This window comes from Acidovorax sp. GW821-FHT10A04 (genome assembly GCF_059415825.1).
The window spans coordinates 257,742-275,219 of sequence record NZ_JBWKNZ010000001.1 but is presented as its reverse complement, the minus strand read 5'-3'; the positions used below and the strand labels follow the sequence as shown (position 1 = coordinate 275,219).

16 protein-coding genes are annotated in these 17,478 nt (G+C 68.9%); 5 read left to right on the top strand and 11 right to left on the bottom strand.

Annotated elements, in window-relative coordinates; all coding sequences use genetic code 11:
* The 10 genes from AC07PF_RS01335 to AC07PF_RS01290 all read right to left on the bottom strand — a co-directional run bounded on the left by AC07PF_RS01335 (nt 1) and on the right by AC07PF_RS01290 (nt 9,590).
* Nucleotides 1-813 carry a phosphate/phosphite/phosphonate ABC transporter substrate-binding protein gene (locus AC07PF_RS01335; protein WP_494610593.1) on the bottom strand — a complete coding sequence of 271 codons (813 nt, stop codon included), beginning with the start codon at nt 811-813 and terminating at the stop codon, nt 1-3.
* Nucleotides 814-824: 11 nt separating this feature from the next.
* Nucleotides 825-1,835 carry an ornithine cyclodeaminase family protein gene (locus tag AC07PF_RS01330; protein ID WP_494610592.1) on the bottom strand — a complete coding sequence of 337 codons (1,011 nt, stop codon included), beginning with the start codon at nt 1,833-1,835 and terminating at the stop codon, nt 825-827.
* 119 nt (nt 1,836-1,954) lie between these two features.
* Complete coding sequence (locus AC07PF_RS01325; protein WP_494610591.1) at nt 1,955-4,060, bottom strand: TonB-dependent receptor; 2,106 nt, start codon at nt 4,058-4,060, stop codon at nt 1,955-1,957.
* A 12-nt stretch (nt 4,061-4,072) separates the two neighbouring features.
* On the bottom strand, nt 4,073-4,549 hold the full coding sequence (locus AC07PF_RS01320; protein WP_007856694.1) for a copper chaperone PCu(A)C: 477 nt from the start codon (nt 4,547-4,549) through the stop codon (nt 4,073-4,075).
* Between the two features lie 30 nt (nt 4,550-4,579).
* Nucleotides 4,580-5,233, bottom strand: a complete 654-nt coding sequence (locus AC07PF_RS01315; RefSeq protein WP_145694567.1) for an SCO family protein — start codon at nt 5,231-5,233, stop codon at nt 4,580-4,582.
* A gap of 119 nt (nt 5,234-5,352) precedes the next feature.
* On the bottom strand, nt 5,353-5,715 hold the full coding sequence (locus tag AC07PF_RS01310; RefSeq protein WP_007856692.1) for a hypothetical protein: 363 nt from the start codon (nt 5,713-5,715) through the stop codon (nt 5,353-5,355).
* Between the two features lie 75 nt (nt 5,716-5,790).
* Nucleotides 5,791-7,128, bottom strand: coding sequence for an MFS transporter (locus AC07PF_RS01305; protein ID WP_494610590.1), 1,338 nt, complete (start codon nt 7,126-7,128; stop codon nt 5,791-5,793).
* Between the two features lie 51 nt (nt 7,129-7,179).
* On the bottom strand, nt 7,180-8,268 hold the full coding sequence (locus AC07PF_RS01300) for an MBL fold metallo-hydrolase (protein WP_494610589.1): 1,089 nt from the start codon (nt 8,266-8,268) through the stop codon (nt 7,180-7,182).
* 9 nt (nt 8,269-8,277) lie between these two features.
* Nucleotides 8,278-9,063: an SDR family NAD(P)-dependent oxidoreductase gene (locus AC07PF_RS01295; protein WP_007856689.1), complete on the bottom strand. Its 786-nt coding sequence runs from the start codon at nt 9,061-9,063 to the stop codon at nt 8,278-8,280.
* Nucleotides 9,060-9,590: an ester cyclase gene (locus tag AC07PF_RS01290; protein WP_494610588.1), complete on the bottom strand. Its 531-nt coding sequence runs from the start codon at nt 9,588-9,590 to the stop codon at nt 9,060-9,062. The genes AC07PF_RS01295 and AC07PF_RS01290 overlap by 4 nt, the downstream gene beginning before the upstream one ends.
* 206 nt (nt 9,591-9,796) lie before the next feature.
* Here AC07PF_RS01290 and AC07PF_RS01285 point away from each other — a divergent pair, with 206 nt between their 5' ends.
* Nucleotides 9,797-10,507 carry a Crp/Fnr family transcriptional regulator gene (locus AC07PF_RS01285; RefSeq protein ID WP_145694563.1) on the top strand — a complete coding sequence of 237 codons (711 nt, stop codon included), beginning with the start codon at nt 9,797-9,799 and terminating at the stop codon, nt 10,505-10,507.
* On the opposite strand, the gene AC07PF_RS01280 is transcribed toward AC07PF_RS01285, so the two are convergent.
* The gene (locus AC07PF_RS01280; RefSeq protein ID WP_007856686.1) at nt 10,508-11,242 is read right to left on the bottom strand and encodes a TetR/AcrR family transcriptional regulator; all 735 of its coding nucleotides are present in this window, start codon (nt 11,240-11,242) and stop codon (nt 10,508-10,510) included.
* Between the two features lie 318 nt (nt 11,243-11,560).
* Here AC07PF_RS01280 and AC07PF_RS01275 point away from each other — a divergent pair, with 318 nt between their 5' ends.
* From AC07PF_RS01275 to hydA, 4 genes are all read left to right on the top strand, one after another.
* Complete coding sequence (locus tag AC07PF_RS01275) at nt 11,561-12,913, top strand: NAD(P)-dependent oxidoreductase (RefSeq protein ID WP_494608746.1); 1,353 nt, start codon at nt 11,561-11,563, stop codon at nt 12,911-12,913.
* A gap of 42 nt (nt 12,914-12,955) precedes the next feature.
* Nucleotides 12,956-14,269: an NAD-dependent dihydropyrimidine dehydrogenase subunit PreA gene (preA, locus tag AC07PF_RS01270; RefSeq protein WP_494610587.1), complete on the top strand. Its 1,314-nt coding sequence runs from the start codon at nt 12,956-12,958 to the stop codon at nt 14,267-14,269.
* Nucleotides 14,270-14,482: 213 nt separating this feature from the next.
* Nucleotides 14,483-15,940, top strand: a complete 1,458-nt coding sequence (locus AC07PF_RS01265) for an NCS1 family nucleobase:cation symporter-1 (protein ID WP_494610586.1) — start codon at nt 14,483-14,485, stop codon at nt 15,938-15,940.
* A gap of 82 nt (nt 15,941-16,022) precedes the next feature.
* Nucleotides 16,023-17,474 carry a dihydropyrimidinase gene (hydA, locus tag AC07PF_RS01260; RefSeq protein WP_007856682.1) on the top strand — a complete coding sequence of 484 codons (1,452 nt, stop codon included), beginning with the start codon at nt 16,023-16,025 and terminating at the stop codon, nt 17,472-17,474.
* Nucleotides 17,475-17,478 lie beyond the last annotated feature (4 nt).

Below are 17,478 nucleotides of genomic sequence, written 5' to 3'. Positions count from 1 at the left end.
TCACAGCTCCTCGAATGCCGGCACGGGCTGGCGGGCGATGCCAGCCAGGGGTGCGTAGTCGGCCGCGGATGGAAACGCGAAGTCCGCCAGCAGCAGCCGGCCGCGCAGCGCCTGCAGCGCTGGCGCCTGGATGGCGGCACGCAGAGCTGTGCGCAGCGCCTCCAGCGTTGGCCCATACAGCGGTACGGTGGCCACCAGTGGCGGGATGGGGCGCGGCGCCGTGGTGGCGATGGTGCGCACCTGGGCCGCGAACGCGGAGTCGCCCTGGCGCAGCAGGTCGTGGTAGTAGCTGTCGAGCGGGCCCACGTCGATGTCGCCGCGCACCAGCGCCTCGATGACCCCGCGTGCATGGATGAGCTGGCCCACCGCGCGCGCATACAGCCGGCGCTCGCCCTGCCGTTCCCGGTAGGGCGCCAGGTGGGCGCGAAACGCCACGCCGCCCGACATCGAATCGGCCAGCGTGTAGCCCACGGTGTGGCCGAAGGTGTCCTCCAGCGATGCGAACGGGGCATCCGCACGCACGACGATGTCGGTGAAGTACACCGCCTTGCCGGCATACCGCGCAGGCGCGGGAATGGGCGCGGCGATCAGTTGCGCGGGCTGGTGGCGCAGCGCGAAGGGCAGCCCGCACATCATGGCCAGGCCCAGGTCATCGCGCGCCCAGAACGGGTTCAGCGCGGCGGGCGGGTCGTAGTCGATCACCGGCCAGTCGAGCCCTGCATGCTGCAGCACCCAGGCCAGCAGTTCTTTCCAGTCGGCGCGCGCCTGTGGCGTGGCCGAGTACATGCGGGCGTTGGCGACGGGGGCGGCCATGGTGTGCGCGCTCAGCGAAAGCGCAGCTTCTGGCCGATACCGAGCTGCTCGGCCTTGACCAGCATGGCGTGGCCCAGCGCGATGTCCGACAGCGACAGGCCGCGGTGCCAGAACAGCGTGGTCTCGCCATCGCTTTCGCGGCCCGGGCGCAGGCCCGCGACGATCTGGCCCAGCTCGGCATGCAGGTTCTGCTCGGACAGGCGCCCGCTGTCGACATGCGCACGCAAAGCGCCGAAGGGGCCGGCCTTGGCCTGGCCCCAGTCGTCCATGACGAACTTGTCGACGATGTCGGTGAGCGAAAGCTCGACGGCGCTCATGGTGCCGTAGGGGATGACGCAGGCGCCCTTCTGGATCCATTCGGTCTTGAGCAGGGACTCGGGCTTTTCCAGGCGCGAGGCCTCGACCACGATGTCGGCGCCGCGCACGGCCGACTCCCAGTCGCTGGTCACCGTGATCTTCTTGCCCAGGTCCTGCGCAAGGCGCTGGGCAAAGGCGTCGCGGCTCTCGGGCCGGCGCGAGTGCACGCGGATCTCGTCGAAGTCGAAGATCGAATCGAGCAGGCGCACGTTCCAGTACGAGGTGCCGCGCGCCCCGATGTGGCCGAGCACCTTGGAGTCCTTGCGGGCCAGGTGGCGTGCGCCGATCGCGGTGACCGCGCCGGTGCGCATGTCGGTGATGTCCGAGGCGTCGATGGTCGCCAGCGGCACGCCGGTCTTCGGATCGAACAGGTTCAGGATGGCGAGCTCGGAGGGCAGGCCGCGCTCGTAGTTGCGGTAGAAGTCACCCACCGTCTTGACGCCTGCCACCCCGTGTTCGCCCAGCGTGCGGATGTAGCCGCGCAGCACGTTGAAATGGCCGGGGTAGTCCTTCTCGGGCACCAGGTGCATGCGGGGCTCGATGGTGGCCTGGCCCAGGCCCTGGGCGTGCAGGCCTGCCTCCACGGCGGCGATGATTTCGGCGTCGGTCAGCGCAAGCTGCTGGACGTCCGGATGGTTGAGGTAGGTGAGGTGGATGTCCTGCATGAATAAGTAAGGCCTGTCCGAAAAATTCTATCGGCCGGCCTTACTCGGATACCGCATGTGTTCATGCGGAAAAATTCCATCCCTGCAGCCGGGCAGCTCCCTGCCCAGGCCTGCCGGGATCAGAAGCTGTAACGCGCCGACGCGTGCAGGTTGCGCTCCTGCCCCGGCGTGAGGTAGCTGGCCAGGTGCAGGTGGCTCGACACGAAGTAGGCCTTGTCGAACACGTTGCGCAGGGCCAACTGCAGCTCCAGCTGGCGGCCGCCATCGAGCTGCGTGCGCCAGGTGTGCGACAGGTCCACGCGCGCATAGCCCGGCAGCACGGTGGTGTTCTGGATGTCCGCGTAGCGCGTGCTTTGGGCGTACAGGCCTGCGCCTGTGGCGTGCTCGGCATTCCAGCGGTACTGGCCCCAGAGGCTCAGGGCGTGGCGCGCCACGTTGGGGATGGCCTTGCCCGGGTACTCGGTGTTTTCCGTGAACTTCGCCTGGGTGTAGGCATAGGCGATCTGCACGCGCAGATCGCGCGTGAGGTCGCCGGCCAGGCTGGCCTCCAGGCCTTGCGAGCGGCCGCTGCCGGCCAGCGTCTTGTCGAACATGTTCGGTGTGGACAGGTCGCCCGACAGCAGGTGGGTCTGCTCCAGCCGGTACAGCGCCAGGTCGGACTGCAGACGCCCGCTGTTCCATAGCGACTTCCAGCCTGCCTCGAACTGGCGGCTCTTGCGCGAGGGCAGCGACTGGCCCGACGCGGAGGAGGCCTGGTTGGGCGCGGTGCCCGTGCCATAGCTCGCATAGAGCGAGTCCGCGTCCGACAGCTTGCGCAGGACGGCCAGCTTGGGCGAGGTGCTGCTCTCCTTCACACCCCGCGTGCCCGCTGCGCCGTACAGGAAATCCTGGCGCGTGCTGCGCAGCCCTGCCACGATGCTCCAGTCATCCCACTCGATGCGGTCCTGCAGCGACAGGGCGGTGCTCGAAAGGTCCTGCGTGGTCGTGGCGAAGCTGAAGCTGCCAGGCCGCGTGGTCAATCCGTAGACCGGGTTGAAGACGTTGATGTTGGGGTTGTTGGCGCTGGCCACACCGGCCGAAGGCTGGTCCAGCGTCTCGGTGTAGCGGTCCAGGCCCACGAACAGGTGGTGGCGCGTGGCGCCCCAGGACTTCTCGCTCGTCAGGCTGGTGGCCAGTGCGTTGATGCGGCGCTCGGTGCCTGGCTCGTAGGCCAGCCGGCGCACAAACGTGTCTGGCGGCGCGCCCGCCACGGCGGCGCCCACGGACTGGCGCACCGAGGTGCTGCTGCCGCGCAGGTGGGTGGCGTCCAGCGCCAGCCGCGTGTCCGGCGCAATCTCTACATCGCCGTGCAGGTCGACGAGGGTGTTGCGCGTGGTCGAGTCCGCCCAGGGCTCGCCGAGCTGCCGGTCCTGCGGCACGGCCGCGGGGCGGCCGCCCACTCCGGGCAGGCCGTAGTCGGGCCGGTAGGCGTGGTCCGTGGCCTCCACGCCCAGGCGCAGGTGGTAGCGCTCGCCATCGCTTTTGGCGACGCCGAGCTTGACGCCGTCGAGCCGGTCCGGCACATGGCGCCATTCGCTCGCGGTGGAGTGCGTCACGGTGAGCCGCGCCGCGAGTTCCTGCTCGGCCGAGAGCACGCGGTTGAGGTCCACCGTGGCGTCGAGCGCGCCGTGCGCACCGCCGCCGAGGCTGGCCGAGCCGAAATTGGCCAGCTCGGGCTGGCGGGTCACGATGTTCACGCTGCCCCCGGGCTCGCTGCGCAGCCCGATGGCCGCGCCCGGCCCGCGCAGCACGTCCACGCTCTCGGTGAAGGCCGGCACGAAGGCATAGTTGGACAGGCGCACACCATCGCGCAGCACGCGGCTAGAGCCGGTGCCGCTGTCGGCCACGGCGCCGCGCAGCACGAAGAACTGGCTGTGGCTGCCGTTGAAGCCCGAGTCGGCCTGCGCGCCGGGCACGTTGCGCAGCGCCTCCTGCAGCGTGGTGACCGACTGGGCGCGCATCAGCTCGGCCGACACGCTGGTGACGGAGGCCGGCACGTCGAGCGCGGAGGCCGCGGCGCCCGTGGCCAGGCTGCCGGCGCGCTGCTGCGCCTCGCGCGCGGGGGACGCGGTGACGGTGACGGAGGGCAGCGCTGCAGCCGCCTCCTGGGCCATGGCCTGCGATGCGGCCAGCAGGCCGGCCAGCACGTGGACGGCCTGGACGGTGGTGCGAAGGGAGGGGGACATGGTGGGCCGTCTTCAGTGCTTGTGCTCGCCATGCGCGGCGGGCGCGGCCGTGGCGTTTAGCGGGCGCACGGGCGCCTGGATGGCCACCGACTCGCGCTTGCCGTCCTTGCCCTCGAAGACCAGGGTGATCGGCACGGTATCGCCGGCCTTCACTTGCTGTTTCAGGTCCATCAGCATCACGTGGTAGCCGCCGGGCTTCAGTTCCACGGGCTTGCCGGCCGGCAGGTCCACGCCGGGCACTTGGCGCATGCGCATCACGTTGTCCTGCATGGCCATCTCGTGGACCTCCACCGCCTGGGTCAGCGGTGAGCTGGCCGCGACCAGGCGCGTGTCGCGCGCGGCGCTGAGCTGCATGAAGGCGCCGGTGGCCTGCTGCTGGGGCACGGTGGCGCGCACCCAGGCGTCCTTGACGGTGACCTGGGCCTGGGCGGTGCCGGCGAGTGAGGCCAGAGCGATGGCGAGAGAGGCAAGGCGTGGAATGGAATGCATGGAAATTTCCTGGATGGGGTGGATGTCGGTTCAGGCGGACTGCTGCAGCAACTGGCGCAGGTCGTCGGCGCAGGCCTTGGCGCTTTGCTCGTGGCGCAGCACGAGCCGGGGCTTGCCCAGGGGATCGAAGACGTAGCTGAAGGCCGAGTGGTCCATGGTGTAGGAGGATCCCGTGGGCACCTTCTTGTAATAGACCTTGAACTCCTTGGCTGCTGCCGCCGTCTGCTCCAGGTCGCCGTACAGGCCGATGAAGCTCGGATCGAACACCTGGGTGTAGGCGCCCAGCACGGTCGGGTTGTCGCGCTCGGGGTCGATGGTGATGAAGAGCACCTGCAGGCGTTGGCCGTCGTCGCCGAGCAGGCGGCGAATCTCTGCCGCGCGGGTGAGGGCGGTCGGGCACACGTCGGGGCACTGCGTGAAGCCGAAGAACAGCATCACGGCCTTGCCGCGGTAGTCGGCCAGCGTGTGCACCTGGCCCTGGGCATCCTTGAGCTGGAAATCGCGCGCGTACTCGGCGCCCGTGATGTCCATGCCCTGGTAGGCCACGGGCGCCTTCTTGCAGGCAGCGAGCGTGGCCGCCAGCAGGGGGGCGAGCGCCAGGGCCAGCAGGCCGCGGCGGTGGTGGGAGGTGCCCGGCGCAAAGGCAGCGGCGGCCAGGCGGGGTGGTGTCGATGGGGTGTTCATGGGGGAGCGAGGGGAAGGAACGGCGGTGTGCCGCCGGGGCGTGCACCGGGGCCCTCAGGGCGCGGTGGCTGCGTGTGCAGGCGCGCGCATGCCCGGCAATGGGCACGCGGCAACGCAGGTCAGGCGAGGGAGGTCGGTGGCCCGCGTGCGGGCAGGGGGGCACCGGCGATGGCCGCGATGGCGGCGGCCACGGTGGGCGTGAGCGCGTGGGCCAGGGGCTCATGGCGCTGTGCGTGCTGCTGAACGGGAGGTGGTGGCGCGCCGGCGCCCAGGCACATCGCGCAATCGAGGGTGTGCCGACCCAGTTCGGTGGCGCCGCCGTCTTCGCCGACCACCACCAGCTTGATGCTGCTGCCCGTGGTGCAGACCACCTGCAGGGCCTGGGGGTGGACGATGGGCGAGGCGATCGCCGCGCCCACGGTCAGCACGAACCACGCCAGGATCAGGCGGGCCAGCAGTGACGAGGTGCGCAGCGCGTGCATGCGCGGATTATCGCCCCGGGGCCCCGCGCACGGGCGGGGGTGGGGCAATTTGTCCCAGGCCCAGGGGAGAGGGGTTCAGCGCGCTGCCTGCCGGCCGCGCCCCACGGCCAGCACCATCAGCACGGCGGCCAGCACCAGGGCGCCGCTCAGCAGGTGCAGGCTGAGCGTGAAGCCGCCGGTCGCCGTCTTGATGGCACCGACCATCACCGGCGCCACCACACCGGCCGTACCGCCGATGGTGGTGATGAGCGCGATGCCCATGGCCGCGGCATTGCGGCTCAGCAGGCTGCCGGGCACGGCCCAGAGAATGGCGAAGGCGCTGGAGATGCCGATGGAAGCCAGCGACAGGCAGGCCACGGCCGCCACCGGGCTGTGCATGAACAGGGTGGTGAGCGACAGGCCGACGGCGCCGACGCAGGCCGTGGCGGCGAAGTGCCAGCGCCGCTCCTGCCGGCGGTCGGAATGCCCGGCGATGGCAAGCGTGGCGGCGATGCCGGTGACTGCCGGCACCACCGAGTACAGGCCGATCTGCATCACCGACAGGCCCATGGACTGGAGCATGGTGGGCTGCCAGAACGACATGGCGTAGATGCCCAGGATCACCAGGAAGGAGATGAAACCGAGCAGCCACACCTGGCCGTTGCGCAGCGCGCTGCCGAAGCTGCTGCGCACATCCGCGCCGCTGGCGGCCTGGTCGCGCGCCAGGTCGTCCTGCACCTGGCGTTTCTGTGCGGGTGTGAGCCAGCGCGCGGCCTGCGGCCCGTCGTCGAGCAGTCGGTAGGCCAGCACGGCCAGCAGCACGCAGGGCAGGCCCTCCACCAGGAACAACCACTGCCAGCCATGCAGCGACCAGACGCCGTCCAGCCAGGTCATGGTCACGCCTGCCAGCGGCCCGGCGACGATGGGCGCCGCGCCATAGGCCATGAAGAACAGCGCCGTGACCTTGGCCCGGCGCTGCGACGGAAACCACAGCGTGAGGTAGAACAGCACGCCCGGCGCAAAGCCCGCCTCGAACACCCCCACCAGGAAGCGCAGCACATAGAACTGCGCCGGCGTGGTCACCCACAGCGTAGCGGCCGAGGCCAGGCCCCACAGCCCCATGATGCGCAGCAGCGTGAGCCGAAAGCCCACGCGTGCCAGCAGCATGTTGCTCGGGATCTCGAACAGCGCATAGCCGATGAAGAAGATGCCTGCGCCCAGGCCGAACACCGCGTTACTGAAACCCAGATCCGTCTTCATCTGCAACTGGGCGTAGCCGATGTTGGTGCGGTCCAGGTAGTTGAAGACGTAGCAGGCGAAGAGGATGGGGATCAGCCGCCAGGCGATCTGGCGGTAGGTGGCGTCGTTGGTAGCGGTGGCGGGCGCTTGCGAGGCGCCCGCATCGGCGGGAAAGATGGCAGCGGGGGAGTTCATGGCGTTTGTCTCGGCTATTTGTCTTATGGGGGAGAAATCAGTGGGCCGGCATCAGGTGGGCCGCTGCAGTGCGCCCGAAGTGGTGGCACCCCACAGGTGGCTGGTGGGCGCCCCCGGGAACAGCCAGTGCGGCGAGCACTCGCTGGACGGCACCACATTGCTGAAGCCATGCGTGGCCGAGGTGCCGGCGATGGTCTTCTCCAGCACCATCGACAGGTACTGGTCCACGCTGCCCTCCTGCGTGTTGCCGTTCAGGATGACTTCGGAGCCGGTGGCCTTGGCATAGCGGCGGATGCCGTTGTGCCGCGAGGCCTCGGGCGCCCAGCTGTCGGCGCTCACGCCGTTCTCGCTGCTCACACGGATGCCATCCGGGGTGCGGTACACCAGCGAGTGGTTGCCCTCGGTATGGCCCGGCGTGTGCACCAGCGCGATTCCGCGCCCCAGCTGCACGCTGCCGTCGAAGGGCACGATGCGTTCGGGCGCCACGCCCTGCAACCCCTCAGGGCAGTACCAGTCGGCCTGTGTGGGCAAGAGGCCTGCCACGCTGGCCAGCTCCTGGCGGTGCACCAGCAGCCGGGCATTGGGCAGCAGGCCGCGCTCGCTGCCCGTGCCCAGCCAGCGGCGCAGGTTCTGGGTGTGCAGGTGGTCGTAGGTGATGAAGTCGATCTGCTCCGGCGCCACGCCCACCGAGGCCAGCGCCTGCAGCACCGTGCCGTGCACCGGCGCGATCACGCTGTGCAGGAACTTCGGGGTCTGCTCGCTCAGGCGCTTGAAGTAGGGCGTCTCGCTGCCGGTCTCGAAATCGGCGGGGGTGAACAGCAGGTTTCTGAGCTGGCCCTCGAAATCCTCGAACTGCACCAGTACCGTGCGCGCCAGCAGGTGCACCATGTGCGGCTTGAGTAGCTGCTGCGCGTACACGCCGTTGAAGGCATACCAGGCCGGGTAGGGGATGCGCAGCAGGTCGAAGCTGCGCGCGTAGCGCACGGCCGGTTCGGCCAGGAAGCGCTCGCGGAACTGTTCGCCCGCGCGGCGCAGCGCGCGCAGCCGGTCTTGCGGCGTGGGGGCGCTGCGTGCGCCATCGAAGTCGGGGACCGGCTGCAGCAGGCGGGCCGGCGTGAGGGGTTCGGTCATCATGTTCATAGGGTCTCCTCAGTACAAAGAGCGGCCGCCGGAGATGTCGAACACGGCGCCGGTGCTGAACGAGCAGTCGGCCGATGCCAGCCAGGCCGCCATGGCCGCCACCTCGGCCGGTGCGACGAAGCGGGCCATGGGCACGCGCGACAGCAGGGCCTGGTGCAGCTGCGCACGGTGTTCCTCGGGAACACCGTCGAACACCCCGGTTTCCGCGGCAGAGGGCGTGATGCAGTTCACGAGCACGCCTGCGCCGGCCAGCTCCTTGCCCAGCGACTTGGTCAAGGCGATCAGGCCGGCCTTGGAGGCGGAGTACGCGGCATTCAGGCCATTGCCCTCCTTGCCCGCGACCGAGGCGATGTTGACCACGCGCCGCCCGAGCGCGGGGGCGCGTTGCCTGGCCAGGTCGGCCAGCATCTGCGGCACCAGCGCGCGGCAGCACAGGAAGGCGCCCGTGAGGTTGATGTCCAGCACCGTGCGCCACTGGGTGGCGCTGTGCTCCCAGGTGGGCACCAGCGGGCCCAGCACGCCCGCGTTGTTCACGAGCACGGTGGCGGGGCCCAAGGCTGCAGCGCTGGCCTGGGCGGCGGCCCCTACGGCAGCTTCGTCGCGCACATCGGTCACTGCGGTGAATACGCGCCCGCCTGCGTTGAGCACCTCGGTGGCGGCCTGCAACTGGTGGGCGCTGATGTCCCAGAGCGAGACGCTGGCGCCTTCGTGCAGGAAGCGGCGCGCAATCGCCAGGCCTATGCCCTGCGCCCCGCCGGTCACCACCGCGTGGTGGCCCTGCAGGCGCCCGCTCATGCCGTGGCCTGCTCGGGCACCGGGGCCTTGCCGGAGCTGGCGGCCTGGCCGCCCAGCAGCGAGCCGATGATGCCGGGCAGCGCAGCCGGTGGCACACCCACCAGCAGCTGGCGCAGCATGGTCAGCGTGTCGAAGTACACCCGCTCGCAGACCAGGTGCTCGGCCTCGTCGAAGATGAACAGCGCAATCATGCGGCAGCGAAAGCTGTTGCCCGTGGGCGGCAGGGCGCCCAGTGGCCCCTTGTGCGTGCCCAGCAGCCAGAACTCCACGATGACCGAGTCGCCGGCATGGCGCAGCTGGATGATCTCGTGCCGCTGGTCGGGAAAGGCCTGGCGCGTGGCCGTGTAGTAGCGGCGCACGTCCTCGTTGCCATCGTGCACCTCGCCGGTGGGGATCAGTTCGTAGTGCGGGTGCGGAAAGGTGCTCAGCACGGCGTCGAAATCCTGGCGCGTCTCGTCGGCGAAGTGGTCGAGCACGGTCTTTTCGCGGCGGGCATTGCGCTCGGTGGCGGTGGGGGCGTTCGTCATGGGGTCCTTGGTGTCGGTTGCGGTACAGGGATGCAGCAGTGCGCTGCAGCAGGTCCACTATCCGCAGAGCGCCGCGGCGAGACTGTCCGGTGTTGGCAATTGCGGCTTGGTACAAACCCGCAGGTGTCCGCCAGGCGTCGCCCGGGGCGACCTGTGCGCCCGCACAATGGCGGCGCCAGCCACCCCCCTCTCAGCGAGCGCACGCCATGCCATCTTTGCCCGAACCGGCAAGCACTGCCGAATTGCCGGCCCACCTCGGTCACCGGGCGGACGAGCGCCTGCGTTTGCCGCAGGAGGTGCAGGACGCATTGCTGCAGGTGGCGCACCGGCGCCAGCTGCAGCGCGGCGATTCACTGTTTCTCAAGGGCTCGGCGCCCGATGCGCTGTTCGGCATGGTGCAGGGCGCCCTGCGTGTGAGCGTGGCCGCGCCCGATGGGCGCGAGGCCGTGATCGCGGTGCTGGAGCCGGGCCACTGGTTCGGCGAGGTCTCGCTGTTCGTCGGCCAGCAGCGCGTGTACGACACCTGCGCAGTGGAGCCGTCCGAGGTGGCCGTGGTCCAGGCGGCAGATTTCCACCACCTGATCGCCACGCAGCCGGCGCTGCACATGGCTTTCACGCGGCTGGTGTGCCTGCGGTTGCGCCAGGCCCTGGCCTGGATCGACGACGCCATCCTGCAGCCGCTGTCTGTGCGGCTGGCGCACCGGCTCATGACACTCGATTCCCGATCAGCCGGCGATGGCGCCACCACCGTGCTGGCCGTTTCGCAAGAGGACCTGGCCTTCATGCTCGGCGTTTCGCGCCAGAGCATCAACCGCCAGCTCAAGCAGTGGGAGGAAGACGGGGTGCTGCGCGTGGGCTACCGGGTGGTCGAGCTGCTCGACCGCGACCAGTTGGCGCGGTGTGCGCAGCCCGGGTGATCAATCCACCGCGGGTGCGCTGTTGTCCTTCCCGGCGTCAGACTCGGGCTCCAGCGCCTTGACCACCATGCGGCAGATCAGCTCCTCGGCCTTGGCGTAGTCGCGCTCGGTCAGCGCGGGCTTGCCCAGCAGCAGGGCGAACTGGGCCTCCTGCTCGGCGTAGGCCTGGGTGACAGACCAGATGATGAACATCAGGTGCGTGAAATTGACGCGCGCGATGCGCCCCTCGCGCGCCCAGCGCTCGAAGGTGCGCACCTCGGCCTTGAGCAGCGGCCCCACCCGCGCGGCGATGGCCTTGCCATAGCGTGGTGCACCGGCAATCACCTCTTTGGTGAATACCTTTGCACCATTGGGGCGCTCGCGCGAATAGCGCAGCTTGGCGCGGATGTAGCGGCGCAGCGCCTGCTGCGGGTCGTCGCTGTGCGACAGGTCGTCCATGCCGGCCAGCCATTGGGTGAGGATGTCGTCCAGCACGCGCTGGTAGAGCGCTTCCTTGTTCGGGAAGTAGTACAGCAGGTTGTGCCGGCTGATGCCGATGGCCGCCGCGATGTTCTCCAGGGAGGCCCCCTCGAAGCCGAACTGCGCGAAATGGTTCTCGGCTTCGGTCAGGATGCCCTGCTCCTTGAGCAGGCGCGATGCCGTGGGCGCCTTGGCGGCGGCCTCCGCGGCAGGGGCGGAGGGGGCTTCCGGGCGCCGCCGGGCGGGGGCAGGAGAGGGCTGTCGGGCGTCGGTCATTGCACCATTGTGTGTCAATGTGGCTGGCAAAAGCCTGGCATGCGGCTTGCTGTAGGGATTTTACTAATTGGTAAATTTTTACCAGTTGGTAAATTGAACAACAGCAGGGCACTGGTGCAGACAAAGCACCGGGCACCTGCACCCCCTAGCGAGGCCCACGATGAAACCTCCGGAATTTGCGGCTGCCTGCCCCCGTGCAGGCAGCGCGTGCACTGTTTGCGCAGCACCCTGCCGCCGTCCGTGCGGATCAGGCCACGCCGCTGCGCGGCAGGCATACAGCGCCCCTACCCCCACCCTGACCCTGCCGGAGGACCACTGATGGACACACCCGCAAGCCACGCCTGCGGCATTCATGCCGCACGCCTGAACCTGGCCGACTACGCCACCCGCTTCGGCGACGCCCACCCGCCGCTGACGCGCCCGCAGGCGCTGATCGAGGCCGAGCGCTGCTACTACTGCCACGACGCGCCCTGCGCCACGGCCTGCCCCACGGGCATCGACATCCCCTCCTTCATCCACCGCATCGCGCAGGACAACAACCGCGGCGCGGCCCGCGCCATCCTGGAGGCCAACCCCCTGGGCGGCATGTGCGCCCGCGTCTGCCCCACCGAGGTGCTGTGCGAGCAGGCCTGCGTGCGCAACACCAATGAAGACAAGCCCGTCGAGATCGGCTCGCTGCAGCGTTACGCGACCGACGCCTTCTTCGCCAAGCCCGGTGCGCCACTGTTCCAGCGCGCCGCACCCACGGGCAAGCGCGTTGCCGTGGTCGGTGCCGGCCCTGCGGGCCTGGCCTGCGCCCATGGCCTGGCCGTGCGCGGGCACGACGTGGTGCTGTTCGACGCCCGCCCCAAGCTCGGCGGCCTCAACGAATACGGCTTGGCCAGCTACAAGACCGCCGGCAACTTTGCCCAGAAAGAGGTCGAATGGCTGCTCTCGGTCGGCGGCATCGAGGTGCGCACGCACCAGTTGCTGGGCCGTGACATCACGCTCGATAGCCTGCTGGCCAGCCACGATGCGGTGTTCCTGGGCCTGGGCCTCTCGGGCGTCAACGCCCTGGGTATTGCCGAGCCCACGGCCACGGGCCTGCGCAACGCGGTCGATTTCATTGCCGAGCTGCGCCAGACGGCTGACCTGTCCACCCTGCCCGTGGGCCGCAGCGTGGTCGTGATCGGCGGTGGCATGACGGCAGTGGACGCCGCCGTGCAGGCGCGCAAGCTCGGCGCCGAGGAGGTGACCATCGCCTACCGCCGCGGGGCCGAGAGCATGTCCGCCTCGCAGGTCGAGCAGGAATGGGCGCAGACCAATGGCGTCACCATCCGCCACTTCGCCGCGCCCAAGGAGGTGCTCAGCGCCGACGGTGCCGTCACCGGCGTGCGCTTTGCCGCCACGGCGATGGAGGGCGGCCGGCTGGTGGAGACGGGCGAAGGCTTCGTGATCCCGGCCGACATGGTGCTCAAGGCCATCGGCCAGACCTATGTGCCCGAGCCGGTGGGCCAGGCCATCGCGCTCACGGGCGGCCGCATTGCCACGGACGAGGAGGGCCGCACCAGCCTGGCGCGCGTCTGGGCCGGCGGCGATTGCCGTGCCGGCGGGCGCGACCTGACCGTGGAGGCCGTGGAGCACGGCAAGGTGGCTGCCATCTCCATCCACGCCACGCTGCTGGGCGCCTGAGCCCGCGCCACGTCCTACCGCCACCTACCGGAGCACCACACCATGGCCGACATCCGCAGCAATTTCCTGGGCATCAGCAGCCCCAATCCCTTCTGGCTGGCCTCGGCGCCACCCACCGACAAGGAGATCAACGTCACCCGCGCCTTCGAGGCCGGCTGGGGCGGCGTGGTCTGGAAGACCCTGGGCGAGGACCCCTCGGTCGTCAACGTCAACGGCCCGCGCTATTCCACGCTGATGTCGCAGGACCGGCACGTGATCGGGCTGAACAACATCGAGCTCATCACCGACCGGCCGCTGCACACCAACCTCGAGGAGATCAAGCGTGTCAAGCGCAACTGGCCCGACCGCGCCATGATCGTCTCGCTCATGGTGCCCTGCGAAGAGCAGAGCTGGAAGAGCATCCTGCCCCTGGTCGAGGACACCGGGGCCGATGGCATCGAGCTCAACTTCGGCTGCCCGCACGGCATGAGCGAGCGCGGCATGGGCGCCGCCGTGGGCCAAGTGCCCGAGTACATCCAGATGGTCACGGCCTGGTGCAAGCACTACAGCCGCCTGCCGGTCATCGTCAAGCTCACGCCCAACATCACCGACGTGCGCCACCCGGCGCGCGCGGCCAAGGCCGGTGGGGCCGACGCGGTGTCGCTGATCAACACCATCAATTCCATCATGGGCGTGGACCTGGACCGCATGACCATGAGCCCCAGCACCGATGGCTGGGGATCGCATGGCGGCTACTGCGGCCCGGCCGTCAAGCCCATCGCCCTGAACATGGTGGCCGAGATCGCGCGCGATGCGCAGACCGCGGGCCTGCCGATCAGCGGCATCGGCGGCATCACCACCTGGCGCGACGCGGCCGAGTACATCGCGCTGGGCTGCGGCACGGTGCAGGTGTGCACGGCGGCCATGGTCTACGGCTTCAAGATCGTGCAGGACATGTGCGACGGCCTGTCGAACTTCATGGACGAGCACGGCTACAAAACCATCGCCGACTTCCAGGGCCAGGCCGTCCCCACCGTCAAGGACTGGAAGAACCTCAACCTCAACCACATCGACAAGGCCGTCATCAACCAGGACGCCTGCATCCAGTGCGGCCGCTGCCACGTGGTCTGCGAGGACACCTCGCACCAGGCCATCACCTTCACCAAGGAAGGCGGCGTGCGCAAGTTCGAGGTCAACGATGCCGAGTGCGTGGGCTGCAACCTGTGCGTCTCGATCTGCCCCGTGCCCGAGTGCATCACCCTGCGCAGCCTGGAACCGGGCGAGGTCGATGCGCGCACCGGCAAGGTGGTCACGGGCGAGTACGCGAACTGGACCACGCACCCGAACAACCCGCAGCGCGTGGCCGCGGGCGCGTGATGCGGGGGCATGCCATCCGGCGCGGTGAGTGCGCAATCGCAACGCAGTGCTGCACTGCATCTGGCGGAGCCGGCAGCGGGTCTATAGCATCGCCGGCTTCCCCCGGAGCGCGGTGAACGCGTTCCAGTCCGCCATCTGCCGTTACCGGAGCGCCGGACCAGACAGCGGCTTGTGTGCAACCCCAAGAAGTAAACATTTCACAGGAGTACAGGCATGAACCACAGTACCGGCAGCGCCGTCCATGGGGCGGGGCATCTGCCCGGCGCAGCGTCCAATCCGCTGGCCAACGAAGATCTGCTCCCGACCACGCCGGCGCAGCGCCACTGGGCGTGGAAGGACTATGCTGCCCTGTGGGTGGGCATGGTGGTCTGCGTGCCGACCTACACCATGGCAAGCTCCATGCTGGACCAGGGCTTCACCTGGCAGATGGCGGTGTGGCTGGTGTTCCTGGCCAACTGCATCGTGCTGGTTCCCATGGTGCTCATCGGTCGTGTCGGGCCGCGCTACGGCGTACCATTCCCGGTGCTGGCGCGCGCCTCCTTCGGCGTCAAAGGCGCCAATCTGCCGGCGGTATTGCGCGGGCTGGTGGCCTGCGGCTGGTTCTCCATCAACTGCTACTTTGGCGCGCTGGCCCTGCACGGCTTTCTGAACATCCTGGGCATGGGGCTTGCCGGGCCCGCGGATGGGCAGACCATCAGCACCTCGCAGTTCATGTGCTTCCTAGCGTTCTGGGCGGTGCACATCTGGTTCATCTGGAAGGGGCCCGAGTCCATCCGCCTGCTGGAGGTGATCGCTGCGCCGCTGATGGTCGGGGCCTCGCTGCTGCTGGTCGTGGTGCTGATGATGAAGGTGCCCTCGGGCCAACTGTTCAATCTGCCCGCCAAGGTGGTGGAGGGCGGGCCCAAGACCTGGGCGGCGCTGACCGGCCTGGTGGGCTTCTGGGCCACCCTGGCGTTGAACATCCCCGACTTCACGCGTTTTGCGCGCTCGCAGAAGGACCAGGTCATTGGCCAGGCCATCGGCCTGCCCATTCCCATGGCCCTGTTTTCCATGGTGGGCGTCATCGGCTTCTCGGCCTCGGCCATTCTCTATGGCAAGGCGCAGCTGTTCCCTGACGGCCTGCTCACGCAGATGGGCAGTGTGGCTGCCGGCATCGGCCTCCTGGTGATCCTGCTGGCCAACCTCACCACCAATGTGGCGGCCAACCTGGTCTCGCCCTCTTACGATTTCAGCCAGATCGCACCTTCGAAGATCAGCTTTCGCATGGGCGGCCTGATCGCCGCGCTCATCGGCTTGGGCTTCATGCCCTGGAAACTCTTGGCCACCTCGGGCGGCTACCTGTTCACCTGGCTGGGCGGCTACGGCACGCTGCTGGGGGCCATCGCCGGCATCCTGCTGGTGGACTACTACCTGGTGCGCAAGACCGACCTGAAGGTGGATGACCTGTACCGCCGCGGCGGAGAGTACGAGTACAGCAATGGCTGGAACATCCAGGCACTGGTTGCATTTTTCCTGGGCGTGCTGCCCTGCCTGCCGGGTTACCTGGCGGTCTCGGGTGTGGTGGACAAGGGTTCCGTGCCCGGCCTGCTGCAGTCGCTGTTCGACTTTGGCTGGTTCTTCAGCCTGGCCGTGGCCGGCACCTACTACTACCTGACTGCGAAAAAGAAATGACGATACGCCCCGCAGCGGTCCCATCGGGCCTGCTGCGGGCCTGTGGCACAGGCCACCCCTGCAACCCCTGAAGGAGAACCCCATGAGCCAAGCCCTAGTGATCCGCGGTGGCACCGTGGTCAATGCAGACCGCGAGCAGCGCGCAGATGTGCTGTGTGTGGAGGGCCGCATCGTGGCCGTCGGGGAGGGTGCGGCCGTGCAGGCGCCCGCGGGTGCGCAGGTGCTGGATGCCAGTGGCCAGTACGTGCTGCCTGGCGGCATCGATCCGCACACCCACATGCAGCTGCCGTTCATGGGCACGGTCACCATGGACGACTTCTTCACCGGCACGGCCGCAGCGTTGGCGGGCGGCACCACGAGCATCATCGACTTCGTGATTCCCGACCCGCAGGAATCCATCATGGACGCCTACCGCAAGTGGCGCGGCTGGGCCGAAAAGTCGGCCGCCGACTACAGTTTCCACGTCGCCATCACCTGGTGGAGCGAACAAGTGCGCGCCGACATGGGCACGCTGGTGCAGGAAGAGGGCGTGAACAGCTTCAAGCACTTCATGGCCTACAAGAACGCCATCATGTGCGACGACGAAACCCTGGTGAACAGCTTCAAGCGCGCGCTGGAGCTCGGCGCCATGCCCACGGTGCACGCCGAGAACGGCGAGCTCGTGTACCTGCTGCAGCAGGAGGTGGCCAAGATGGGCATCACCGGGCCCGAGGGCCACCCGTTGTCGCGCCCGCCCATGGTCGAGGCCGAGGCGGCCAACCGCGCCATCGCCATCGCCGACGTGCTGGGCGTGCCCATCTACGTGGTGCATGTGAGCTGCATGGAATCGGCCGACGCCATCGCCCGCGCCCGTGCACGCGGCCAGCGCGTGTATGGCGAGGTGCTGGCGGGGCACCTGCTGGTGGACGACAGCGTGTACCGGGACCCCGACTTTGCCAAGGCCGCCGCCTATGTGATGAGCCCGCCGTTTCGCCCCAAGGGCCACCAGGAGGCGCTGTGGCGTGGCCTGCAGTCGGGCCAGTTGCACACCACGGCCACGGACCACTGCACCTTCTGCGCCGCGCAGAAGGCCATGGGCAAGGAGAGCTTTGCCAAGATCCCCAACGGCACGGGCGGTGTCGAGGAGCGCATGGCTGCGCTCTGGGATGGCGGCGTCAACACCGGGCGCCTCACGCCCAGCGAGTTCGTGGCCATCACTTCGGCCAATGCGGCCAAGCTGTTCAATATCTACCCGCGCAAGGGCTTCATCGGCGAGGGCGCCGATGCCGACCTGGTGCTGTGGGACCCCGAGGGCACCAAGACCTTCTCGGCCAAGACGCAGCACAGCAAGGGTGACTTCAACATCTTCGAGGGCCGCACCGTGCGCGGCATCCCGAGCCACACCGTGAGCCAGGGCCGCGTGGTCTACGCCAACGGTGACCTGCGCGCCGAGCAGGGCAAGGGCCGCTACCTCAAGCGCCCGGCCTTCGGCGCCAACTTCCAGGCCGTGCAAAAGCGCGCCCAGGACCTGGCACCCACCGCGGTCGCCCGCTGAGAGA